This window comes from Cellulomonas endophytica, assembly GCF_004123805.1.
Taxonomy (GTDB): Bacteria; Actinomycetota; Actinomycetes; order Actinomycetales; family Cellulomonadaceae; genus Cellulomonas; species Cellulomonas endophytica.
Genome location: NZ_RWJX01000007.1, coordinates 18,131 through 41,191, shown reverse-complemented (window position 1 = coordinate 41,191; position 23,061 = coordinate 18,131). Strand labels below are relative to the sequence as shown.

At 77.6% G+C, this 23,061-nt stretch carries 21 protein-coding genes; 9 read left to right on the top strand and 12 right to left on the bottom strand.

Annotation, left to right across the window (positions count from 1 at the left end; genetic code table 11):
- Positions 1–345: 345 nt before the first annotated feature.
- Both EJA20_RS03655 and EJA20_RS03650 read right to left on the bottom strand, forming a co-directional pair.
- Positions 346–870, bottom strand: a complete 525-nt coding sequence (locus EJA20_RS03655) for a CinA family protein (protein WP_129336818.1) — start codon at positions 868–870, stop codon at positions 346–348.
- Positions 867–1,460, bottom strand: coding sequence for a CDP-alcohol phosphatidyltransferase family protein (locus EJA20_RS03650; RefSeq protein ID WP_240675004.1), 594 nt, complete (start codon positions 1,458–1,460; stop codon positions 867–869). Before EJA20_RS03650 ends, EJA20_RS03655 begins: the two co-directional genes overlap by 4 nt.
- A gap of 167 nt (positions 1,461–1,627) precedes the next feature.
- On the opposite strand from EJA20_RS03650, the gene EJA20_RS03645 reads away from it, so the two are divergent.
- Positions 1,628–2,986 carry a CapA family protein gene (locus EJA20_RS03645; RefSeq protein WP_129336816.1) on the top strand — a complete coding sequence of 453 codons (1,359 nt, stop codon included), beginning with the start codon at positions 1,628–1,630 and terminating at the stop codon, positions 2,984–2,986.
- Between the two features lie 254 nt (positions 2,987–3,240).
- Here EJA20_RS03645 and EJA20_RS19350 read toward each other — a convergent pair whose 3' ends face one another.
- On the bottom strand, positions 3,241–6,180 hold the full coding sequence (locus tag EJA20_RS19350; protein WP_129336815.1) for an FtsK/SpoIIIE family DNA translocase: 2,940 nt from the start codon (positions 6,178–6,180) through the stop codon (positions 3,241–3,243).
- Positions 6,181–6,277: 97 nt separating this feature from the next.
- Positions 6,278–6,688, bottom strand: a complete 411-nt coding sequence (locus tag EJA20_RS03635; RefSeq protein ID WP_129336814.1) for a hypothetical protein — start codon at positions 6,686–6,688, stop codon at positions 6,278–6,280.
- Between the two features lie 94 nt (positions 6,689–6,782).
- Between EJA20_RS03635 and EJA20_RS03630 the strand changes: the two genes are divergently transcribed.
- Positions 6,783–7,493 carry a TetR/AcrR family transcriptional regulator gene (locus EJA20_RS03630; protein ID WP_129336813.1) on the top strand — a complete coding sequence of 237 codons (711 nt, stop codon included), beginning with the start codon at positions 6,783–6,785 and terminating at the stop codon, positions 7,491–7,493.
- Positions 7,494–7,653: 160 nt separating this feature from the next.
- Here EJA20_RS03630 and EJA20_RS03625 read toward each other — a convergent pair whose 3' ends face one another.
- The 4 genes from EJA20_RS03625 to EJA20_RS03605 all read right to left on the bottom strand — a co-directional run bounded on the left by EJA20_RS03625 (position 7,654) and on the right by EJA20_RS03605 (position 12,449).
- Positions 7,654–9,336: a ribonuclease J gene (locus EJA20_RS03625; RefSeq protein WP_129336812.1), complete on the bottom strand. Its 1,683-nt coding sequence runs from the start codon at positions 9,334–9,336 to the stop codon at positions 7,654–7,656.
- A gap of 67 nt (positions 9,337–9,403) precedes the next feature.
- A complete protein-coding gene (dapA, locus tag EJA20_RS03620) occupies positions 9,404–10,324 on the bottom strand; it encodes a 4-hydroxy-tetrahydrodipicolinate synthase (RefSeq protein ID WP_129336811.1) in 921 nt (306 codons plus the stop codon).
- 5 nt (positions 10,325–10,329) lie between these two features.
- Entirely contained in the window at positions 10,330–11,640 is a 1,311-nt protein-coding gene (locus EJA20_RS19345) for a dihydrofolate reductase (RefSeq protein WP_240674981.1), read from the bottom strand.
- 2 nt (positions 11,641–11,642) lie between these two features.
- The gene (locus EJA20_RS03605) at positions 11,643–12,449 is read right to left on the bottom strand and encodes a thymidylate synthase (RefSeq protein ID WP_129336810.1); all 807 of its coding nucleotides are present in this window, start codon (positions 12,447–12,449) and stop codon (positions 11,643–11,645) included.
- A 125-nt stretch (positions 12,450–12,574) separates the two neighbouring features.
- Between EJA20_RS03605 and EJA20_RS03600 the strand changes: the two genes are divergently transcribed.
- The 4 genes from EJA20_RS03600 to EJA20_RS03585 all read left to right on the top strand — a co-directional run bounded on the left by EJA20_RS03600 (position 12,575) and on the right by EJA20_RS03585 (position 16,070).
- Positions 12,575–14,056, top strand: coding sequence for an NAD-dependent succinate-semialdehyde dehydrogenase (locus EJA20_RS03600; protein ID WP_129336809.1), 1,482 nt, complete (start codon positions 12,575–12,577; stop codon positions 14,054–14,056).
- Positions 14,053–14,727 (top strand): GNAT family N-acetyltransferase, encoded by a 675-nt coding sequence (locus EJA20_RS03595; protein WP_338068793.1) that lies wholly within the window; start codon positions 14,053–14,055, stop codon positions 14,725–14,727. The genes EJA20_RS03600 and EJA20_RS03595 overlap by 4 nt, the downstream gene beginning before the upstream one ends.
- A 40-nt stretch (positions 14,728–14,767) precedes the next feature.
- A complete protein-coding gene (locus tag EJA20_RS03590; RefSeq protein WP_129336808.1) occupies positions 14,768–15,169 on the top strand; it encodes an MmcQ/YjbR family DNA-binding protein in 402 nt (133 codons plus the stop codon).
- Between the two features lie 118 nt (positions 15,170–15,287).
- Positions 15,288–16,070, top strand: coding sequence for a hypothetical protein (locus tag EJA20_RS03585; protein WP_129336807.1), 783 nt, complete (start codon positions 15,288–15,290; stop codon positions 16,068–16,070).
- 81 nt (positions 16,071–16,151) lie between these two features.
- On the opposite strand, the gene EJA20_RS03580 is transcribed toward EJA20_RS03585, so the two are convergent.
- The gene (locus EJA20_RS03580) at positions 16,152–16,673 is read right to left on the bottom strand and encodes a hypothetical protein (RefSeq protein WP_129336806.1); all 522 of its coding nucleotides are present in this window, start codon (positions 16,671–16,673) and stop codon (positions 16,152–16,154) included.
- A 214-nt stretch (positions 16,674–16,887) separates the two neighbouring features.
- Between EJA20_RS03580 and EJA20_RS03575 the strand changes: the two genes are divergently transcribed.
- The 3 genes from EJA20_RS03575 (at position 16,888) to EJA20_RS03565 (ending at position 19,973) form a co-directional block, all read left to right on the top strand.
- Positions 16,888–17,370 carry a hypothetical protein gene (locus EJA20_RS03575; protein WP_129336805.1) on the top strand — a complete coding sequence of 161 codons (483 nt, stop codon included), beginning with the start codon at positions 16,888–16,890 and terminating at the stop codon, positions 17,368–17,370.
- A 61-nt stretch (positions 17,371–17,431) separates the two neighbouring features.
- Positions 17,432–18,472, top strand: a complete 1,041-nt coding sequence (locus EJA20_RS03570; protein ID WP_129336804.1) for an AAA family ATPase — start codon at positions 17,432–17,434, stop codon at positions 18,470–18,472.
- Positions 18,473–18,587: 115 nt separating this feature from the next.
- The gene (locus EJA20_RS03565; RefSeq protein WP_129336803.1) at positions 18,588–19,973 is read left to right on the top strand and encodes an NAD(P)/FAD-dependent oxidoreductase; all 1,386 of its coding nucleotides are present in this window, start codon (positions 18,588–18,590) and stop codon (positions 19,971–19,973) included.
- Positions 19,974–20,032: 59 nt separating this feature from the next.
- Here the strand turns inward: EJA20_RS03565 and EJA20_RS03560 are convergent, their stop codons facing one another.
- From EJA20_RS03560 to EJA20_RS03550, 3 genes are all read right to left on the bottom strand, one after another.
- On the bottom strand, positions 20,033–20,599 hold the full coding sequence (locus EJA20_RS03560; protein WP_129336802.1) for a dihydrofolate reductase family protein: 567 nt from the start codon (positions 20,597–20,599) through the stop codon (positions 20,033–20,035).
- A 76-nt stretch (positions 20,600–20,675) separates the two neighbouring features.
- On the bottom strand, positions 20,676–21,452 hold the full coding sequence (locus tag EJA20_RS19690; protein WP_164983815.1) for a maleylpyruvate isomerase family mycothiol-dependent enzyme: 777 nt from the start codon (positions 21,450–21,452) through the stop codon (positions 20,676–20,678).
- Between the two features lie 221 nt (positions 21,453–21,673).
- A complete protein-coding gene (locus EJA20_RS03550) occupies positions 21,674–22,972 on the bottom strand; it encodes an FAD-dependent oxidoreductase (protein WP_129336800.1) in 1,299 nt (432 codons plus the stop codon).
- Between the last annotated feature and the right edge of the window lie 89 nt (positions 22,973–23,061).

Here is a 23,061-nt window from a genome sequence, read left to right as displayed (position 1 = left end):
CGTCCGAGGTCCGACCGGGGTCGCGGGTCACGACCGACCGGTCGCCGACCGCCTGCCCTGCCCCACCACGCCCTGACCGACGTCCTGTCACCTGCACCGCTGCCGTGCGCACCACCGGTCCGCGTCCTGTCGGGCCCCGTCCGTCGGCCGGTCGGGCCGCCGGACCGCGGCCCGCGGCGACGGGAGCGGTGGAGGACCCACCGTACCCCGGTGCCCTGTGGTACGCGCCGGACCGTTCCATCGGCAGCTTCGTCACCATCACGAGCGGCCTAACGCCCCTCCCGACGACGGTGTTCCCCCGGCGGCCGCTCCGCAGCCGGTAGACGGCCGCACCTCAGCCCGGCCTCAGGCCGGACCGGGCAGGCCCCGGCCGCCGTCCGGCGCGACGAGCCGCACGGCGAGCTCCAGCACCGCCCCCACCGTCGCGTCCCGGACCTCCGGCCGCTCCCCGGCCAGACGGTGGGAGGCGACCTCCGTGCGCCCGGGGAGCGCCACCGCGACGTGCACCTCGCCCGCCGGGTGCCCGTCCTGCGGGCCGGGTCCGGCCACCCCGGTCGTCGCGAGGCCGACGTCGGCGCGGAGCCGGTCCCGGACGCCCTCGGCCATGGCGCGGGCGACGTCGGGGTCGACCGGGCCGCGCTCGTCGAGCAGGCGCGCGTCGACGCCGAGCAGGCGGGCCTTGAGGTCGGTCGCGTACGCGACGACGCCGCCGCGCAGGACCGTCGAGGCCCCGGGCACGGCGACGAGCGCCGCGACGACGAGCCCACCCGTGAGCGACTCGGCCGCGGCCACCGTCAGGCCCCGCTCCTCCAGCGCCTGCAGGAGGCGACGGGCGGTCGCGTCGGTCGCCGCGGGACCCGCCCCCGTCACCGCGGGGCGCCCGGCCCGGCGGCGCCGGGGACGGGACCGGCGGCCGGCCGGCCGTCCGCCCGCGCACGCCGGTCCTGCGCCCGCACGCGCAGGGCGGTCCGGACGTAGTCGAGCCCCGTGAGGACCGTGACCAGCAGGGCCGCCGCCATGACGACGGCCGCCACCACGCCCACGAGCGCGGGGAGCCGGTCCAGCGGCAGCAGGTACAGGCCGAGGGCGACGGTCTGCAGCACGGTCTTCGCCTTGCCGCCGCGGGACGCGGGCAGGACCACCATGCGCAGCAGCGCCAGCCGCAGGAGCGTGATGCCGAGCTCGCGGACGAGGACCACCGCCGTCACCCACCACCACAGCTCGCCCTGCCACGAGAGGAGCACGAGAGCGGCGCCCATGAGGAGCTTGTCCGCGATGGGGTCCAGGAGCTTGCCGAGGTCGGTGACCGAGTCCGAGCGCCGCGCGAGCCAGCCGTCCACGCGGTCCGTCGCGGCGGCGAGGACGAAGACGCCCAGCGCGGCCCAGCGCCACACCCCGTCCCGCCCGCCGTCGACGACGAGGGCGGCGGCGAAGGCCGGCACGAGCAGGATCCGCAGCATCGTGACGACGTTCGCGGCCGTCCACGGGGACGGGGCGGCGGGCACGGCCCCAGCCTAACGGCGACGCCCGGACCGGCCTCCCGGGCCCCGACGCGCTCGGCCGGGCGGTCGCGACGCGCTGGGGCCGCGCGGACCGGCGCAGCCGCCCGCCCCGGTACCGTCCCGCCATGGTCCCTCGTCCGCGCCGCGCCGGCGTGGTCGTCGGCCTGCTCGCCGTCCTCGTGGTCCTCGTCGTGGCGGTGGCGGTCCTCGCCCTCCGCACCGCCGGCGCCGCCGACGTGGCGACCCCGGGTGCACCGTCGGGCGGCGGCAGCGGCACCGTGGACGGCACCGGCTCCCCCGGTGCCACGCCCTCCGCGACGGCCCCGACCCCGGCCCCCGCCCCGGCGCCGGAGCCGGTCCCCGAGCCGGACGCCACCGTCACGATCGTGGCCGCCGGGGACGTGCTGCCGCACGAGCCCGTCCTCGCGTCGGCCACCGCCCCGGACGGCACCGTCGACTTCTCGCCCCTGCTGGCACCGCTCGACCCCTGGGTGCGCGGCGCGGACCTCGCGCTCTGCCACCTCGAGGTGCCGGTCGCACCGCCCGGGGTCGCCCCGACCGGGTACCCGCTCTTCGGTGCGCCGGCCGCGCTCGTCGGCGACCTCGCGCAGGCCGGGTGGGACGGGTGCTCGACCGCCTCGAACCACGCCGTCGACCGCGGCGCCGCCGGGGTCACCGCGACGCTCGACGCGCTGGACGCGGCGGGCCTGGGCCACGTCGGGACGGCCCGCTCCGCGGCGGAGGCGGCGCTGCCGCAGCTCTACCGGGTCGAGGACGCCGGGCGGACGATCACCGTGGCGCACCTGGCGGCCACGTACGGGACGAACGGGATGCCGGTGGCCGCCCCGTGGTCCGTCGACCGCATCGACGTGCCCGCGCTCGTCGCGGCGGCCGGTGCGGCCCGTGCCGGCGGGGCGGACCTCGTCGTGGTCAGCCTCCACTGCTGCGTCGAGTACCGGACGGAGCCGGCCCCCGAGCAGCGGGCCGCGGCCCGGGAGCTGGCGGGCTCGGGCGTCGTCGACCTCGTCCTGGGCCACCACGCGCACGTCCCGCAGCCCGTGGAGAGGCTCCCCGGCGGCGTCGACGGCACGGGCATGTGGGTGGCGTACGGCCTGGGCAACCTCGTGTCCAACCAGGACGCGGAGTGCTGCGTGCCCGAGACCTCGTCGGGCCTCCTGCTCACCGCGACGGTGCGCGCGACGGGCGCGGACCCGGCCACCGGGACGCCCGCGGGACCGCCCCGGGTCGTCGGGGTGACCTGGACGGGCGTCACCGTCGACCGGCACGGCGGCCACCGCGTCCACGCCCTCGCCGACCTCACCGCCGGGACGCCGACCCTGCCCGTGCCCGAGGTGCAGGACCGGCGCGCCCGCGTCGCGGCCGCCGTCGGCACGACCGCGCCGGAGGCGACGTCCCCGCCCGACCCCTTCGCCGACGGCACCCGTGCCCGCGTCGAGGCGGTCCCGCGCCCCGCGGCCCCCTGACCACCCGCGCGTGGCCACGGCCCCGCAGGCGGTCCCGGCCCACGAGATGCCTCTCCGGGCCGCACAGGCCCCTGCGACCCGACCGGGACCGGCATCTCGTCGAAGGTGGGACCGGCGGCCCGGATGGGTCCGGCGGCCCGGGTGGGTCGGGCGACCCGGATGGGTCCGGCCGCCCGCGTGGGTCCGGCCGCCCGTCCGCGGAGGCCCGCGGGTCCGGGCCGCCCGACGTCCGACGCCCGACGTCCGACGAGGCGCTACGCCTCGTCGTCGTAGTAGTCCCGCGCCACCGGCGGGTCGCCGGGGAAGCCCTCGTCCGCGTCGTCGCCGCCGGCGAGGTCGGCGCCGCGCAGCATGGCCAGGGCGGCGGGCAGGTCGTCGGGCTGCACGAGCACCTCGCGGGCCTTCGACCCCTCGGACGGGCCGACGATCTCCCGGGACTCGAGCAGGTCCATGAGGCGGCCCGCCTTGGCGAACCCGACGCGCAGCTTGCGCTGCAGCATGGAGGTCGACCCGAACTGCGAGGTCACGACGAGCTCCGCGGCCTGCAGCAGCAGGTCCAGGTCGTCGCCGATGTCGTCGTCGACCTGCTTCTTCGGCGCCGCCGCGATGACGTCGGGCCGGTAGGTCGGCTTGAGCTGCGTCTTCACGTGCTCGACGACGGCGTGGATCTCGGACTCGGCCACCCAGGCGCCCTGGGTGCGCATGGGCTTGGCGGCGCCCATGGGCAGGAACAGCGCGTCGCCCTGACCGATGAGCTTCTCGGCGCCGGGCTGGTCCAGCACGACGCGGGAGTCGGTGAGCGACGACGTGGCGAAGGCCAGGCGGGACGGCACGTTGGCCTTGATGAGGCCGGTGACCACGTCGACGGACGGCCGCTGCGTCGCGAGCACGAGGTGGATGCCGGCCGCGCGCGCGAGCTGCGTGATGCGCTGGATGGACGCCTCGACGTCGCGGGGGGCGACCATCATGAGGTCGGCGAGCTCGTCGACGATGACCAGCAGGTACGGGTACGTCGCGATCTTGCGCTCGGACCCCGGGAGCGGCTTGACCTTGCCGGCGCGGACGGCGGCGTTGAAGTCGTCGATGTGCTTGAACCCGAACATCGCGAGGTCGTCGTAGCGCGCCTCCATCTCCCGCACGACCCACTCGAGCGCCTCGGCGGCCTTCTTGGGGTTCGTGATGATCGGGGTGATGAGGTGCGGGATGCCCTCGTAGAGGGTCAGCTCGACGCGCTTGGGGTCGACGAGCACCATCCGCACCTGCTCGGGCGTGGCCCGCATGAGGATGGAGACGATCATCGAGTTGACGAAGCTCGACTTGCCCGCACCGGTGGCGCCGGCGACGAGCAGGTGGGGCATCTTGGCGAGGTTCGCGACGACGTAGCCGCCCTCGACGTCCTTGCCGACGCCGATCGCCATGGGGTGCTCGACGCGGCGGGCGGCGCCGGAGCGCAGCACGTCGCCGAGCGAGACCGTCTCGCGGTCCGTGTTGGGGATCTCGATGCCGATGGCCGACTTGCCGGGGATCGGCGAGAGGATCCGGACGTCCGCGCTCGCCACCGCGTAGGCGATGTTCCGCGACAGCGCCGTGACGCGCTCGACCTTCACGCCCGGGCCCAGCTCGACCTCGTAGCGCGTGACCGTCGGGCCGCGGGTGAAGCCGGTGACCTGCGCGTCGATCTCGAACTGCTCGAGGACGGAGGTGAGGGAGGCGACGACCCGGTCGTTCGCCGCCGAGCGCACCTTGTGCGGGGCGCCCGGGGCGAGGACGTCGTCGGAGGGCAGCGTGTAGAGGACGTCGCCCTCGAGCATGGGCTGGACGCCGGCGGGCACGCCGCTCGTGGGCGGGGCGACGAGGGGCTCGTCGACCTCCGGCTCGCGCCACACGTCCGTCACGGGGACGCCGTGGGGCACGGTGTCGGGCGCGCCGGCGGCCGCGGCCCCCGCACCGAGCACGGCGGTCGCCTCGGGGTCGGGCACCGGGGGGACGGCCGTCGCCCCGAGGCCGGCGGGCACGCCGCGTCCGCGACCCGTCCGGCCCCCGACCCCCCGCGCACCGGGACCACCCGGCCCGTCCGGCCCGTCGGCGGCCGGGGCCTCGCCGCCCTCGACGGCGACGGCCTGCGCGTATGCCTCGTCGCCCTCGTAGCGGTCCAGGGGGCCGTCGGCGTCGGCGGGGGGCTCCTGCGCACGCGACGTGCCGCCCCGGCGGAGCAGACGGTCGCGCAGGCTGCGGCTCGGCGTCGCCGGCTCGAGGGCCGTGGCGCCGGACGGCGTGCCGCGCAGGCTGCCGGGTGCGGGCAGCGGGACGTCGGGGGCGTCCTCGTCGTCGGGGTCCCCGCCCGCCCGGCCGGCGGTGCCGAGGACGCGGGTGCGGCCGCCGCGCGCGCGGCCGAGCACGGCGGTCGGCGCGTCGTCCTCCCCCGCCGCGTCCGTCCCGCCGGCGGCGTCCGCGTCCGCGGCGGCGCCCCGCCGGCCGCCGGTGAGCCAGTGGTAGGCCGCCCGCAGCCGGGGCACGACGAGGTGGACGGGCGTCGCCGTGACGACGAGCAGCCCGAAGAACGCCAGCAGGAGCAGGAGCAGCACCGTCGGGACGGCGGAGACGAGGTGCTCCAGCGGCGTCGCGACGAGGTAGCCGACGACGCCGCCGGCGGCGCGCACGGGCGCGAACCCGTCCGCCGGCGCGGGGAGCCCGCGCTCGAGGTGGACGAGGCCGCAGACCGCGACGACGAGCGCACCGACGCCGATGGAGCGCCGCGACGTGGTCTCGCCCTGCTCGGGGTGCCGCATGAGGCGGACGGCGAGGGCGAGCAGGCCGATCGGCACGGCGACGCCGACGACGCCGAACGTCCCGGCGACCACGGCGTGGATGACGTCCCCGGCGGTGCCCGACAGCGCCCACCACTCGCGTGCCGCGACCACGACCGCCAGCCCGAGCAGCGTGAAGGCGATCCCGTCGCGGCGGTGCGCCGGGTCGAGGTCGCGGGCGCCGCGCCCCACGCGCCGGGCCGTCCCGCCGACGACGTGCGCGACGCCCATGAACGCGCCGCGGAGCATCCGGACGGGCAGCGCGCTGCGGTGCGGCGCGCCGACCGGGTGCGCGCCGGACGGGCGCGCCGGCGGACGGGTGCTCCCGGCGCGCCCCGTCGTCGTGCGGGCGGACCGCACGGCGGTCGTGGACGGACGGGAGGCCATGGTGCTCACCGTAGCCACGACCCGGCGCCGCGCCCCCCAGCCCGGGTCGCGCGTGTCGGCGGTCGTCGGACGACCCGCCGGGGCACCCGCGGGGCCCTCAGCCGCGCAGCAGGCCGACGGCGAGCGTCACGACCCCTCCGGCGAGCACGACGGCCCCGACCGGGACGAGGGCGAACAGCCGGTTCGGTCGCGTGCGCCCCCGGCCGGCGGCGCCGAGGAAGAAACCCGCGGGCATGAGGACCGCGGCGACGAGCGCCCCCGTGGCCCCGTACCAGCGGGCGAGCCCGTCGAGCGTCGTCGCCTCCGCCAGCAGCACGCACAGCAGCCCCAGCAGGACGAGCACGCCGGCGTGGGCGTGCCCCGCCCGGTAGGCGCTGCGCTGGAAGTCCGTCGCCTCCTCGCGGCCCAGCAGCAGCCGGAGGAGGAACACCCCGCCGGACTCGATGGCGACCACCGTGAGCAGGACGACCCCCGCCGTGGTCCGCGCGTCCCCCGTGAGCTCCAGCACCGTGCACCTCCGTGCGCCCGCAGCGCCCGCCGATTCCGAACACCTTTCCAGAACAGTGTTACAGAACGACGTCACGGATCGCTAGACTCCCGCCGTGCCCCGACCCAAGAGCCACGACGAGGCCCTGCGCGCGCGCCTGCTCGCCGAGGCGACGGACGTCGTCGCCCAGGGGGGCAGCGCCGCCCTCACGGTCCGGGACGTCGCGGCGCGCGTGGGCACCTCCGCCTCGGCGGTGTACGCGCTGTTCGGCAGCCGGGAGGACCTCGTGCGGGCGGTGGGCCGCTCCGCCCAGGACGCCTTCGCCGCGCGGCTGGCGCAGGTCCCCGCCACGGGCGACGCCCGCGCCGACCTCCTCGCGCTGGGCCTGGCCTACCGCGCGCACGCCCTGGACGCGCCCCACGCCTACCGCGCGATGTTCGAGGCGGCCGTCCCCGCCGCCGACCGTCCCGAGCCCACCGGGACCGCGTCCTTCTCGCTGCTGCGCGCCGCGGTCGCCCGCACCCTCCCCGACGCCCCCAGCCCGGCCCACCTGCGGATCGCCCTCGACCTGTGGGCGCTCGTGCACGGGGCGGTCTCGCTCGAGCTGTCCGGTCTGCTCCCGGGCGAGGAGGCCGAGCGCGCCGACCGCTACGCCGACCTGCTGGCGGCCGCCGGCCCGGGCGTCGTGGCCCTCGGACTCGGCGGGGGGACCGGGACGGTCGCGACGGCCGACGGCACCGGCGGGACGGGCCGCACCGCCGCGACCGGCCGGACGGACGCGGTGGCCGACGACCCGGCCGGCGGGGTCGCCGGCAGCAGCCGCTGAGGGCCCCCGGGCGGTGGAGCAGGAGCACCGTGCACCGGCAGGGACCTCACCCGGACCCGCCCGCCGCGGACGACGACGCCCCGGCCGGGTCGGCGCGCAGGGCGCGGCGACCCGGCCGGGGCGGTCGTCGGTCCGGTCCCCCGCGGGACCGGCGGAGCGGTCAGGCCTCGACCACCACGGGGATGATCATCGGGCGGCGGCGCAGGCGACCCGACACCCAGCGGCCCACGACGCGGCGCATGACCTGCTGCAGCCCGTAGGAGTCCGTCCCGGTGCGCGCGGCCTCCTCGAGGGCGCGCGTGAGCTCGGGCAGCACGTCGTCGAAGACCGCGTCCGGCTCCGCGAACCCGCGGGCCGTGATCTGCGGGCCCGCGAGCACCTTGCCGTCCTGCGAGCTCACGACCGCGAAGATGGACACGAAGCCCTCGACGCCGAGCACCCGACGGTCCTTGAGCTGGGCCTCGGTGACGCCGCCGACGCTGGAGCCGTCGACGTAGACGTACCCGCAGGGCACCGCCCCGACGACGCGCGCCACCCCGTCGACGAGGTCGACGACCACGCCGTCCTCGGCGAGCACGACCCGGTCGGCCGGGACGCCGGTCTGCACCGCGATGGCGCCGTTGGCCACGAGGTGGCGCACCTCGCCGTGCACGGGCATGACGTTGCGCGGCTTGAGGATGTTGTAGCAGTACTGCAGCTCCCCGGCGCTGGCGTGGCCGGACACGTGCACCTTGGCGTTGCCGGAGTGCACGACGCGGGCGCCGAGCCGGGTGAGGCCGTTGATGACGCGGAAGACGGCGTTCTCGTTCCCCGGGATGAGCGAGGAGGCGAGGATGACGGTGTCGCCGCGTCCCACGGTGACGCGGTGGTCCCCGTTGGCCATGCGCGACAGCGCCGCCATGGGCTCGCCCTGGGAGCCGGTGCACATGAGGACGATCTCGTCGTCGCGCAGGGAGTCCACGCGCTTGATGTCGATGAGCACGCCGTCCGGCACCTTGAGGTAGCCCAGGTCGGCGGCGATCTGCATGTTGCGGACCATGGACCGCCCGACGAGCGCCACGCGGCGGCCGTGCGCGGCGGCCGCGTCGAGCACCTGCTGCACGCGGTGCACGTGCGAGGCGAACGACGCCACGATGATCCGGCGCGCGGAGTCCTGGAAGACGTTGTCGAGCACCGGCCCGATGCCGCGCTCCTGCGCGACGAAGCCCGGGACCTCGGCGTTGGTGGAGTCGACCATGAAGAGGTCGACGCCCTCCTCGCCGAGGCGGGCGAAGGCGCGCAGGTCCGTGATGCGCCCGTCGAGCGGCAGCTGGTCCATCTTGAAGTCGCCGGTGTGCAGCACGAGGCCGGCGGCGGTGCGCACGGCCACGGCGAGCGCGTCGGGGATGGAGTGGTTCACCGCGACGAACTCGCAGCCGAACGGGCCGAGCTGCTCGACCTGCCCCTCCTTCACCGCCAGGGTGAGGGGGGTGATGCCGTGCTCCTTGAGCTTGGCCTCGAGGAACGCGAGCGTGAGCTGCGACCCGACCACCGGGATGTCCCGGCGCAGACGGAGCAGGTACGGCACGGCGCCGATGTGGTCCTCGTGGCCGTGCGTGAGGACGATGGCCTCGATGTCGTCGAGGCGGTCCCGGATGTAGTCGAAGTCCGGGAGGATGAGGTCGACGCCGGGCTGGTGGTCCTCGGGGAAGAGGACGCCGCAGTCGATGATCAGCAGGCGTCCGGCGTGCTCGAGCACGGCCATGTTGCGCCCGACCTCGCCCAGCCCGCCGAGCGCGACGACGCGCAGGCCGCCCCGGGGCAGGGGCGGGGGAAGGGTCAGCTCGGGATGGGGGTGGCTCACAGGGCTCCTCGCAGGTCGGCGGGGCGGGGTCCGGGCGCGCCGCCGACGGGGCGCGCCGGCGCGGTGGTCAGGAGACGACCGGCTCCAGGAGCCCGGCGGCCCGCAGCCCGTCACGGACGGCGGCCACCTCCTCCTCGGTCGCCGGCAGGTACGGCAGGCGCAGCACGCGGTTCGGCAGGCGGCCGAGGACCTCGAGCGCGGCCTTGGAGGCGACGGCCTGGAAGCCGGCGCCGTTGAGCGCCACCACGGCGGGCATGACGGCCCGGAACGCGGCGAGGGCGCCCGCGGTGTCGCCCGCGTCCCAGCAGCGGGTCAGCTGCGCCAGCCCGCGGGAGGCGACGTGCCCCACGACGGAGACGATGCCGACGCCGCCGTGGGCGAGCAGGGAGAGGTAGAGCCCGTCGTCGCCGGAGTACCAGGCCAGGCCGGTGCGCTGGATGGCGGCGGCCGCGGCGAGCACGTCCCCGGTCGCGTCCTTGACGGCGACGACCGCGGGGTGGCCGGCCAGGTGGTCGACGGTCGCGGGCGCGAGCCGGACGCCGGTGCGCCCGGGGACGTCGTAGAGCATGACGGGCAGGCCACCCCCCGCGTCCGCGACCGCCTCCACGTGGGCGACGATCCCCGCCTGGGAGGGGCGGGAGTAGTACGGGGACACCACCAGCAGGCCGTGCGCCCCGGCGGCCGCCGCCTGTTCGGCCATGCGGGCGGCGTGCAGGGTGTCGTTCGAGCCCGCCCCGGCGACGACCCAGGCGCGGTCGCCGACCGCCTCGACGACGGCGGCGACGAGGTCGGCCTTCTCCGGCGCGTGCGTGGTGGGCGCCTCGCCGGTGGTGCCGTTGAGCACCAGCCCGTCGTTCCCCTCGTCGACGAGGTGCCGCGCGAGCGCGACCGCCGACGCCAGGTCGAGGGAGCCGTCGGCGTGCATCGGGGTCACCATGGCGGTGAGCACGGCCCCGAAGGGCCGCCCGGGGGTGGCGACGGGAGGCATGGGCGTCAGGCTACCGTCCCGCCGCCCGGCCCGGCCGCGCCGGCCGCCTCCGGGGTGCGACCTCGGAACCAGCCGTCGACGAGCACGGGCGCGACCCCGTCGGCGTCCAGGTCCGCCGCCGCCACGACGTCGTCCGCCCAGCCGCGCTCGGACAGCTCCCGCCCGGACGCCGACTCCCGCAGCGCCCCCACCGGGTCGTCCGCGACGGCCAGCCACGCCTGGCGCGCGGCCTCGGCCTCGACGGAGCGGTCGGTGACGCCGTGGCGGCGCAGCGCCTCGATGACGGCGCCCGCCCCCCACAGGTCCTCGACGCTCGGGCGGAAGGCGCCGTCCGGCCAGCCCTCCCCCGCCGGCACGACCCCGACGACGAGGTGCGGGTCCGTCGCCAGCCGGGCGGCGCACCACCGGGCGACGGCGTCGGCGTTGCGGATGCTCCCCGCCACGACCTCCGCGCCCGTGGCGGCGATGGTCAGCGCCGTGGTGGCGCCGTTCGGCGAGGGCAGGACGAGACGCGAGAGCCCCGACGCGCGCACGGACCCCGGGGACAGGCTGGGCCCGCCCGTCGAGCGCGACCCCGCGAGCACCGCGCTCTCCCGCTCGGCGTACCCGGCGGCGCGGGGGTCGTGCCAGCGGAAGGGCGCCACCTCGATGCCCGCGGCGCAGGCCGCGGCCACCGTCGTCGTGAACGTCAGCACGTCGACGACGACGGCGATCCGGTCGGACCCGGCCGCCACGGCGCGCGCGCCGGCCCGGCCCCAGTCGCAGCGCACCGCGTGCGGGGCCTGCAGGCGCGGGTCGACGGCCGGCTGCGACTGCGGCCGGTGGCCGTAGGTGATGAAGCGGTAGCGGGTGCCCTCCGTGACGGAGGAGTACCAGCCCTCGGCCGGCTCGTGGGCCGTCTGCACCCAGCGCCGCTCGTCGAGCACGGGGGCGAAGGTGTCCCCCACCGTGGCCCGGTCGACGATCGTCACCTCGACGGTGTCGGCGTGCGTCAGCGCGTCCGCGTAGAGCGTGCCGCCGCCGATGACCCAGGCGTCGCGGTCGCCGACGACCGCGAGCGCGTCGTCGAGGCTCGTCGCGACGACCGCCCCGGGGGCGTCGTAGCCGCGGTCGTGCGTGAGCACGACGTTGTCGCGTCCGGGCAGCGGCCGGTAGATCTCGGGCAGCGACTCCCAGGTGCGCCGGCCCATGACGACGGGGTGCCCGGAGGTGAGCCGCCGGAACCGGGCGAGGTCCTCGGGGATCCGCCACGGCAGGTCGTTGTCGAGGCCGATGACGCCGTCGGGCGTCTGGGCCCAGATGAGCTTGAGGCCCATGGTCAGACGGCCACGGGGGCCTTGATGCCCGGGTGGTGGAGGTAGTCGAGGACCTCGACGTCCTCGAACGCGTACTCGAGGATCGACGGGGCCGGCCGCAGCCGCAGGGCGGGGTACCGGAAGGGCTCGCGCGAGAGCTGCTCGCGCACCTGGTCCACGTGGTTGTCGTAGACGTGGCAGTCCCCGCCCGTCCAGACGAAGTCGCCGACCTCGAGCCCCGCCTGCTGCGCGACCATGTGCGTGAGGAGGGCGTACGAGGCGATGTTGAACGGCACGCCGAGGAACATGTCCGCCGAGCGCTGGTAGAGCTGGCAGGAGAGCCGGCCGTCGGCGACGTAGAACTGGAAGAGCGCGTGGCAGGGCGCCAGCGCCATCCGGGGCACGTCCGCGACGTTCCAGGCGGACACGACGAGCCGCCGGGAGTCGGGGTCGCGGCGCAGGTCCTCCACCACGCGCGTGATCTGGTCGACGTGGCCGCCGTCCGGGGTCGGCCACGACCGCCACTGCACGCCGTAGACCGGCCCGAGCTCGCCGTCGGCGTCCGCCCACTCGTCCCAGATGCTCACGCCGTGCTCCTGGAGCCAGCGGACGTTGGAGTCGCCGCGCAGGAACCACAGGAGCTCGTAGACGACCGAGCGCAGGTGGACCCGCTTCGTCGTGACGAGCGGGAAGCCCTGGGCGAGGTCGAAGCGGATCTGGTGGCCGAAGAGGCTGCGCGTCCCCGTCCCCGTCCGGTCCGCCTTCGGCGTCCCCGTCTCCAGCACGAGCCGGAGGAGGTCCTCGTACGGCGTCGGCACGCGGTCCGTCATGCCGCTCACTCTAGGGGTGGGCCCGGGGTCCGGCGGCGCACCGGCGGCCGCCTCGGGGGACGACGAGCCGCCCCCGGCCCCGGGTGGTCGTGGCGCCCGTCGGGCCGCAGGGCGAGGATGGCGCCATGAGCGCGACGAGGACCTCGACCCTGCCCCCGACGGTGGCGGCGCACCTGCCGACCGGCGTCCTCGTCGACGGACGCTGGCGGCCCGCCCACGGCGGCGGCACGTTCACGGTCTCCGACCCGGGCACGGAGGAGGTCCTGGCGGACGTCGCGGACGGGACGGAGAGGGACGCCCTCGACGCGCTGACGGCGGCGGCGGCCGCCGCGGAGCCCTGGCGGCGGACGGCCCCCCGGGTGCGCTCGGACCTGCTGCGGGCGGTGTTCGACGAGATGCGCGCCCGCGCCGACGACCTCGCCGCGATCATCACGGCCGAGGGCGGCAAGCCGCTGGCCGAGGCGCGCGCGGAGGTGCTCTACGCCGCGGAGTACGTGCGCTGGTACTCCGAGGAGGCGGTGCGCCTGGAGGGCCTGACGCGCCGCGCGCCCGCGGGCACGCACCACCAGCTCGTGCTGCGGCGCCCCGTCGGGCCGGCGCTGCTCATCACGCCGTGGAACTTCCCCATCGCGATGATCGCCCGCAAGCTCGCGCCCGCCCTCGCGGCCGGCTGCCCCGTCGTCGTGAAGCCCGCGCAGCTCACGCCGCTGACGACCGCGGCCGTCGCGGAGATCGTGCGCGCCGAGCTCGAGGCGCGGGACCTGCCCGCCGGCGTGGTCAACGTGGTGCCGTCCTCGTCGGCCCGCCGGATCTCCGGGGCCCTGCTGCCCGACCCGCGGCTGCGCAAGCTGTCGTTCACGGGGTCGACGGAGGTCGGGCGCACGCTGCTCAAGGCCGCGGCCGACGGGGTGCTGCGCACGTCGATGGAGCTCGGCGGCAACGCGCCGTTCCTCGTCTTCGACGACGCGGACCTCGACGCCGCGGTCGAGGGCGCCGTCGCGGCGAAGATGCGCAACGCGGGGCAGACGTGCGTCGCGGCGAACCGCTTCCTCGTGCAGAGGGGGGTCGCCGCGGAGTTCACCGCGCGCCTGACGGAGGCGTTCGACCGCCTCGTCGTCGGGCACGGCGCGCAGGACGGCGTCACGGTGGGGCCGCTCATCGAGGCGGACGCGGTCGACCACGTCGAGGCGCTCGTGACGGAGGCGGCCGACGGCGGTGCGACGATCCGCACCGGCGGCGAGCGCGTGGGCCGGCGCGGCTACTTCTACGCACCGACGGTGCTGTCCGACGTGCAGCCGGACCAGCGGGTCGTCACGGAGGAGATCTTCGGGCCGGTCGCGCCCGTCGTGACGTTCGGCTCGGAGGCCGAGGGCGTCGCGCTCGCGAACGGCACGGAGTACGGGCTCGTCGCCTACGCCTTCACGCGCGACGTCGGGCGGGTCATGCGCCTGGCCGAGGACCTGGAGACCGGCATGCTGGGGATCAACCGCGGGATGGTGTCGGACGCCTCGGCGCCGTTCGGCGGCGTGAAGTCCTCCGGCATGGGCCGCGAGGGCGGCGAGGCGGGCATCGAGGAGTACCTCGAGCCCGTGTACGTGGCGCTGTGAGCGACCCGACCGGCGGCCGGACCGGCTCCGGCGACGGGGCCGCCCCCGCACCCGACCCCCACGCGGGGCACGGCCACGACGCGCTGCCGTCCGGGCTCCTGTCCGGCCCCACGGCCGACGTCTCCGTGCGACCCGCGGTCCCCGGCGACGAGCGGGCGCTCGCCCGCGTCCAGGTGGCCGCGTGGCGCGGCACGCACACCGAGGTGCTCGGCCCCGACGTGCTCGACCGCCTCGACGAGACGGCGATGACGGAGCAGTGGGCAGCGGCCGTCACCGCGCCGCCCGCCGGCGGCTACCGGGTCCTCGTCGCCTGCGACGGGCCCCGCGTGGTCGGCCTCGTCTCGCTCGGCCTCGTCCCCGACGAGCCCGGCCCCGAGGGACCCCCGGGCCGCGGCGCGCCCGGCGGCGTCCTCCTGGCGCTCGAGGTCGACCCCGGGCACCGGCGCGCGGGCCACGGCTCCCGGCTGCTGGCGGCCGCCGTCGACACCCTGCGCACGGACGGCGCGGACCAGGTCCACACGTGGGTCCTCGACGGCGACGAGGGGCGCCGCGCCTTCCTGCGCGGTGCCGGCCTCGGGCCCCAGGGCGTCCGGCGCACCCTCGCCACCGGCACCGGGCCGGACGGGGCGCCGCGGACCGTCCGCGAGGAGCGGTGGGCCGCCACCATCTGAGGGCCTTCTCCCCCGGTCCCCGCGCCCCTAGCCTCGGCGCATGGCGACGTGGGAGGACGTGGCGCGCGCGGCGGAGGCGATGCCCGAGGTCGTCGCCGAGACGGTGCAGGGCGCGCGGCGGTGGAGCACGCACGGCCGGCTCGTCACGTGGGAGCGCCCGCTGCGGCGCGCCGACCTCGAGCACCTCGGCGACGCCGCACCCGACGGCCCCGTCCTCGCCGTGCGCGTCGCCGACGAGGAGGAGAAGGCGGCGCTGATCCAGGAGCGGCCCGAGGTCGCCTTCACCACCCCGCACTTCGTCGGCTACCCCGTGGTCCTCCTGCGCCTCGACGCGCTGCCGGTCGACCTGCTGGCCGAGCTCGTGACGGACGCCTGGCTCGACCGGGCCCAGGTCCGCGTCCGCAAGGCGTGGCTCCAGGAGCACCCCGCTCCGGAGGCCTGACGCCGGACGCGGGACGAGGGACGAGGGACGACCGTGCTGCTCGACCCTCTCGCAGACCCGCCTTCCCCGGTGCTGCTGCACCGCTCCTGACACCCACCCCTGCGGACGAGAGGCCCGGATGGACCAGCGACGACCCTTCGAGGAGCGCACGGCCGCGCTGAGGGCGGCGGTCCGCGCCCAGCCCGGCGTCGTGGCCCTCCTGCTGCTCGGGTCGGCGGCCGAGCCGAGCCGACGGGACGAGTGGTCCGACCACGACTTCTTCGTGCTCGCCGCGCCCGACGCGGTCGAGCGCCTGCGCGACGTGCACCGCTGGCTGCCCGACCCCGAGCACCTCGTCGGCGTCGCCCGCGAGGGTGCCGTGGGCTTCACCGCCCTCTACGACGACGGCCACGTCCTGGAGTTCGCCGCCGCCACGGAGACCGAGCTCGCCGGCGCCCCGGTCGGCGACGACCACCGCGTCGTGCTCGACGTGGACGGCACCGCGGCCCGGCTCGTGGCGGCGGGCGCCGCGCAGCCCGCGCCGGCGGTCGACGCCGCGAACGAGACGACGCTCGCGCTGGTGAAGCTCCTCATCGGGGTCGGCCGCGCCCGCCGCGGCGAGCGCGTCGCTGCGGGACTCATGGTCCGCGCGTGGGCGCTGGGCCACCTGCTGCGGGCGGTCCGCGCCCGTCTGGCCCCCGCCGGCGCCCACCCCGAGCCCCTCGACCCGTCGCGGCGGCTCGAGGCGGCGGTCCCGGACGTCGCCGCGGAGATCGACGACGCTTTGGCCTGGCCCGTCGAGGAGGCGGCGCTGGCGCTGTTCCGTCTCGCGCGCGCCCGGCTCGAGCCTGACTGGCCCGCCTTCCCGACGGCGGTCGCCGACGCGGTCGCGCTCCGGCTCGGCTGGGTCCGGCGGCCCTGACGGGGCCGCCGAGGTCGACGCGCCCCGTGGGGCGGGAACGGGACGTCATCCGTCGACGGCGGGACGCCCTGCTGAGGACCGTCAGGCCGCGGGCGGCGTCCACGGGCGCAGGACGACCCGCAGGTCGTCGTGCTGGGCCGGGTACGCGAGGAGGCGGGCGTCGCCCGTGGCGTCGGCGGAGCCGACCTCCGGCAGGCGGTCCCGCGGGACCGCGACGACGGACCGGTAGGGGACGTAGTCCTCGGTGCAGCCACCCGAGACCAGGTCCGCCTCGCGGAGCGTCACCCCGTCCGGGTCGCCCTCCACGGAGGCCAGCCAGGAGGGGCACGTGCCGGACTGCCCCGAGGACCACAGCGCCACGACGTGGCTGTCGAAGTCCACGTCGGCCAGGGAGCCGTACCGCCCGGGCTCGTCCGGGTCGCCGTCGGCCGCGGGCAGGTCGTCCGCCCGGGACAGGACCCAGAGCTGCAGGGCGGTGCTCTCGTCGTATGCGATCTCGAGGGCCGCGAAGGCGTCCGCGGGCAGCCTCAGCTCCGGTGCGTGCCCCTCGAGCTTCGCCAGCGTGGGGACGGCCCGGTCGGGTTCCGGCAGCCCCTGCGTCACGGGTGCGACGGTGCAGCCCGCCGCGAGCAGGACGGCCACGGCCCCGGCTCCCGCTGCTCGACGCACCACGGTTCCCCCGTCCGGTCGGGACGCGCGTCCCGGGTCCGATCATCCTGATCGAGCCGCGCGGTGTCCATCGCCTCCGGGCCCCCGAGGACCTCTGGCCGGCGACGGGTCGTTGCACGGCCGCGACCCGTCGCGACAGCATGCGGGTATGGGGAGCCGAACGGTCCGCGCCTGCCTCGTCGCGGGCGTGGTCGCGGCCGGGCTCGGGACGTTCGTCCCCGCCCCGGCGCGCGCGGGCTGCCCGGCGCCGGTGCTCGCGGTCGACGGCGCCGCTCCCCCCTCGGGCGAGGTCACCGACGTCGCCCCGGTCGAGCTCGCCCGCGACGGCCCTGTCGTCGTCGTCGGCGAGCCCTTCATGGACCGGTGCGCGGACACCTCCAGCACCGTCACCGGCCCGGGGTGCAGCGGTCCGGAGCCGCCCTCGAGACCTGACGTCGGCGAGCCGCAGCCGGAGACCGACATCCCCCTCGTCCTCGAGCAGGGGGACCGCTCGTGGGAGCTCGGCACCGCCGACGCCGACGCGGACTTCACCGTGTCGTGGCAGGTCCGGCTCCCGGGCGAGGTGACCCCTGGGCCCGCGACCCTGCGGGCCGGCACGGCGGAGCTGCCGGTCGTGGTCGCCGCGGGCTAGGCGCCGCGGGGGCGTGGAGGTCCGGAGGGGCGCGTCCCGCCGCCCGCCGTACGCTCGTCGCATGGCCTCCCGCCGCACACCGCTGGACGAGCTGCGCGAGACGGTCGGCCGCCTCGGGGACCGCCTGCCGCGGTCCGGCCTGCCGGGCGTGGACGACCTCTTCGGCGCCCGTCCCGGACCGGCCCGGCCGCTCGCCGCGGTGCAGGCGGAGCTCGACGCGCTCGTCGGGCTCGAGTCCGTGAAGGAGCAGGTGCGGGCGCTCGTCGCCCTCCTGCAGGTCCAGGCGCGCCGCAAGGCCCACGGGCTCCCCGAGGTCGCGACCTCCCAGCACCTCGTCTTCCTGGGCAACCCCGGCACGGGCAAGACCACGGTCGCGCGGCTGCTGGCGGAGATGTACCGGGCGGTCGGCCTGCTGCAGAAGGGCCACCTCGTCGAGGTGGACCGGGCCGCCCTCGTCGGGCAGTACGTGGGCGCCACCGCGATCAAGACCGACGCGGTGATCCGCCGGGCGCTGGACGGCGTGCTCTTCATCGACGAGGCGTACTCCCTGACCCCCGAGGGCGACGGCCGCGTCGACTTCGGGTCCGAGGCCATCGAGGTGCTGCTCAAGCGCATGGAGGACCACCGCCACCGGCTCGTGGTCATCGTCGCCGGCTACCCCCGGCTCATGGACGCCTTCCTGCTGTCCAACCCGGGGCTGCGCTCCCGGTTCGCGCGCGAGATCAGCTTCCCGGACTACTCGACGCAGGAGCTGCGGGAGATCTTCGCGCGCGTCCTGACCCAGCACGAGTACGTGCTCGAGCCCGACGCCGAGGAGACCCTCCGGGGCGTCCTCGCCGGGCTGCGCCACGGGGAGGAGTCCGGGAACGCGCGCTTCGTCCGTACCCTGTTCGAGCAGGCGCTCAACCGCCAGGCGCTGCGCCTCACCCGGGACGCGGGCGGGGGCGCCGACGGCCTCGAGGCGCTCGAGCGTCTCGACGTCATGACGCTCACCGCGGAGGACCTCGCCGGGGCCGCGCGGGCGCTCGGCGAGGAGGGCGACGAGGACGAGGCCGCCGACGCCGGTCCCGAGCCCTCGCGCTGGTGGCGCTGGCTCGGCTGACGACCGTGCGCGGCGCGCCCGCGCACGCCCCGCACCGCAGCCCGCTGAGAACCACCCGCGAGCGCCTCCGGACCCGGCCCTTCCGGCGCCGCCCGCCGGGCGCGACGATGCACCGGTGACCCGACGCGGAGCGGCACCGGCCCGGGTCGTCGTCGTGGGCGCCAGCGTCTCCGGGCTGCTCGTCGCCGCCGCGCTCGCGGAGCCGGGCCGGCAGGTGACGCTGCTCGAGAAGGACACGCTCCAGACGGCGCCGCGGTCCCGGCCGGGCACGCCGCAGGACCGGCACCCCCACGTCCTGCTCCACCGCGGGCTCCTGGCCGCCGAGAACCTGCTGCCGGGCCTGCAGGCGGACCTGCGGGCGGCCGGGGCGCTGCCCGTCGACACGGGGAGGCTCGCGTGGCTCGGGGAGCAGGGGTGGGCGCCGCCGAGCCGGCAGTACGAGGTCCTCTCGGCGACCCGGCCCCTGCTCGAGCACGTGCTGCGCACCCGGGTCCGCGCCCTGCCCGGGGTCGTGGTCCGCGACGGCGTCCGGGTCGACGGGCTCGTCCGCGGGGGGCCCGACGCCCTGTGGGAGGTGCACCTGGCGGACGGCGGCACGGTGCCGGCCGACCTCGTCGTCGACGCGTCCGGGCGGGCCTCCCGCCTGCCGGTGTGGCTCCGCGCGCTCGGCCTGCCCGTCCCGCCGACGGAGGAGGTCGACGCCGGCGTCGGGTACGCCAGCCGGGCCTACGCCCTGAGCCGGGACCGCGTCCTCACCGCCGGCGTGATCGTCCTCGCCTCCCCCGGGCGGCCGGTGGGCGGGATCGCGCTGCCGGTCGAGGACGGCCGGTGGCTCGTCGGCGCCGTCGGGATCGGGGACCGGCGGCCCGGGCGCGACCCGGAGGCGTTCCGGGCCGGGCTCGCGGCGCTGCCCGACCCGGTGCTGGCCGAGCTGGCCGCCGCCGGGGAGCCCGTGACGGAGGTGGTCGTCCACCGCCGGACCGCCAACCGACGCCACCGGCCGGGCCGCCGCACGGCGCTGCCCGACGGCGTCCTCATGCTCGGGGACGCCCTGTGCGCGTTCAACCCCATCTACGGGCAGGGCGTGGCGGTCGCCGCGCTCGAGGCGGTCGCGCTGCGCGACGAGGTGCGCCGCGGGTGGCGTCCCGGGCGCAGCACGCGCCGGCTGCAGCGCAGGTTCGGCCGCCTCACCGCCCTGCCGTGGGCGATGGCGACCGGCGAGGACCGCCGCTACGCCACGGTGCCCGGTCGCGAGGGCCGGGTGCCGGCGCTGCTGGGCCGCTGGACCCGCGAGCTGGGGCGGCTGGCGGCGCACGGCGACACCGCCACCCAGGAGCGGGTGGCCGGCGTCTTCCACCTCATGGCGCCGCCGCTGGTCCTGCTGCACCCGCGGCTGCTCGCGGCCGCCGCGCGCGCCCGGCTCCTCGGGTACGGCACGCCGGTCCCACGGCCCCGGGTCGTGGTCGGGGCCGCCGAGGAGGACGCGACCGCGACACCCTGAGCCGGACGCCCGGACGCCCGGACGCCCCTGCGCGAGCCGCCCAGGGTCCGCACGGTGGGTCAGCGGGCGTTCCCCACGCGGTAGCGCAGGTGGACCCAGCCGTTGGCGAAGCGCCCCTCGTCGAGCAGCTCCAGGTCGAGCCGGAGGCCCCGGGGGAGCGCCGGCTTCCCGCCGCCCACCACGACGGGGCACAGGACGAGCACGCACTCGTCGACGAGGCCGTGCCGGAACGCCTCGGCGGCGATCGTCGCGCCGCCGACGCTCAGCTCCCGGCTGGACCCCTGCTTCAGCGCCCGGACGGCGTCGGGGTCGAAGCGGCGCTCGAGGCGGGTGCGGGCGGTCGTGACCCTCTCGAGCGTCGTGGAGTAGACGACCTTGTCGGCGTCGCGCCAGATGCCGGCGTAGTCGCGCACCACCTGCGGCTCGTCGGCGAGCCAGTCGTGGGTCTCCCAGACGCGCATCGTCTCGTACATCCGGCGGCCGTAGAGCGAGGTGCCGACCCGCTCCTCGTGCCCGTTCCAGAACGCGTGCACGGCCTCGTCGGGCTCCGACCAGTCGAACCGGCCCTCCTCGTCCTCGAGGTAGCCGTCGAGCGAGGCGTTGGCCGCGTACACGAGCGTGCCCATGGGGTTCCTCCGACCGGACCGGGGGCCCCAGCCTGCCGTGGCCCGACCGGCACGGGCAAGGGTGGGTCCGCCCCGCCTACTGCGTCGCCGCGACGAGGGCCCGCCGCAGCGCGGCGACCTGGCCCCGGTCCCCCTGGACGTCCAGCCCCTCCTCACCGCCCCTGCCCCACAGCCACAGCAGCAGCGCCGCCGGGTCCCCCCGGACCTGCGCGGCACCCGCCGGTGCGCCGGCCGCGACCCGGGCCGTCGCCCCCGTGACCTCCACGCCCCAGGCCACGGCACCGGACCCGACGAGGACCGACGCCCGCAGGTCCGGGCCGATGCCGAGCCCCGGGCCGTCGGACGGCAGGGAGAGCGGGAGGAAGACCGTCAGCACCTCGTCGACGCCGTCCAGCGCGAGGTCGTCGGCGAGGTCGGACGGCTCGCCCGTCGCCTGCTCCAGGTCGACCCGGTGGATCAGCGTCTCCTGCGCCATCCGCCGCTGCCAGAACGCCAGCCGCCCGCGGGGCTCCGGCCACGTCCAGCAGGGGGTGCTCGCGGGCCGGTCGACGGCCGCGAGGATGCGGGCGGCGGCCCGGTCGAGGTGCGCGACGGTGCTCTCCTCGGGCGCCGCCGCCCCCGCCGGGTCGCCGGGCGGCACGCGTTGCCCCTCCGCGATCGCCGCCGCCTGCCGCAGGTGGACGTCGGCGACGTGGCGGAGGAGGTCGTCGACCGTCCACCCCGGGCAGGCGGGGACGGGCGAGGCGGGGTCCGCCCGGAGCGCCAGGGCGCGCAGCCGGGCCGCGTCCGCCCGCAGCGCGGCGAGGTACCGGGCGGCCTCGAGCCGGGCAGGCGGCGGGGCGGGAGGGATCACGGCCGCAGCCTGCCACCCGCGGGGCCCCGCCGTGCCGGGGACGTCCGCTGCGTCGGCCGCGTCAGCCGGACCCCGGCGAGGACCACGCCTGCGGCGAAGGAGCCGACCGCGACGAGGACCGCGGTCCTGACCGCCCCGGCGACCGGGCTCGGACCGCCCCGTCCCTGCCCCGTCCCGCTCGCGGGGCATCCTGCCGCACGGCGGCCCCCGGGAGGGCCCGGTCAGCCACGGCGCTCCCGTCGGGTGCGCAGCGCGGTGGCGCCCGCGAGCAGGGGCAGGGACGCGCGGGTCAGCGCCGAGCCGGCCGGGGTGCTGCTGGCGAGCACGCGGCGGACGGTGACCATGGACAGCGCGACCACGGCCGTGCCGCGGTGGCGCATGGCCTGCTCGAAGGCGCTGACCGCCAGGAGCGGCGTGGTGGTGCCGGCCCGGACGGCGAGCAGCCCCTCGAGCAGGGCGGCGGCGTCGACGAGGGCCGTGCCCGCCCCCTTGCCCGCGGTGGGCGGCGTGGCGTGGACGGCGTCGCCGAGCGCGGTGATCGGCCCGGCCGGCCAGGGCGCCATCTCGCGCACGTCGTCCGGCCCGGCGTGGAAGCGGTAGGCCGCGACCCCGTCCGTGCCCGTGCGGGCGACGACCTGCAGCGCGCGCTCGGACCACCCGACGCGGCGCAGCGCCCCCAGCGTCGCGTCCCGCAGCTCGGCACCGGACAGCCCGCGCCACGCCGCCGAGTCCGGGGTGTCGGGCACCATCACGCCCCAGATGTACGTGGGGCCGACCGTGACGGCCGCGCGCTGCGGTGCCGCGTCGAGCACGGCGAACCCCTCGGGGTCGAGGAAGCCGGCGTACAGCGCCGTGCCGGCCGGGCCGACGCCGAGGCTGGAGCGCGGGCCGAGGCGCTCGCGCTCGTCGGGGTCGAGGGCGGCGGCGGCCGTGCGGCCCGAGACCCCGAGGACGCCCGCCGGGCGCGACGTGGGGCCGCCGGCGAGGTGCCGCGCCACGAGGGAGCCCGTCCCGTCGGCGCCGACGAGCAGGTCCCCGTGCTCGACGGTGCCGTCGGCGAACCGGGCGCGCACGGGACCGCCCCCACCGGTCGCGCCGACCCCGGTGGCCGGGCCCGGCGCGAGCTCCCGCTCCACCCCGACGCAGGTCCGGCCCACGTGGAGCGCGTCGCCGGCGGCCTCCGCGAGCAGCAGCCGCAGGGTGATGCGGTCGACGTCGACGCTGTCGCGGTCGAGGCCCTTCACCTCGACCGGGCCGAGCGGGCGGGCGCGCCAGTCCCACCAGACGTCCGGCGGGCGGCGCCGGACCGCGGACGCCGAGGCCAGGAGCCGCTCGAGGTGCTCCGGACCGACGAGCGCGCGCAGCGCCGCCAGGGCCGCCGTGTCGAGCGTGATGTGGTACCCGCCGGTGGCGGCGAGGTCCGTGTCCCGTTCGTGCACGGTGACGTCGAGGCCGTGGCGCCGCAGGCCGGCCGCGAGCGCCAGGCCCCCGATGCCGCCGCCGATGATGATCGTCCGCATGGTCGTCCCTCCGTGCCGCCCGGCGCGGGTGCCGACGGCCTCGACGCGGCGGTCACCGGTCGCGGGGTCGACGGTGGCAGGCGGAGCGG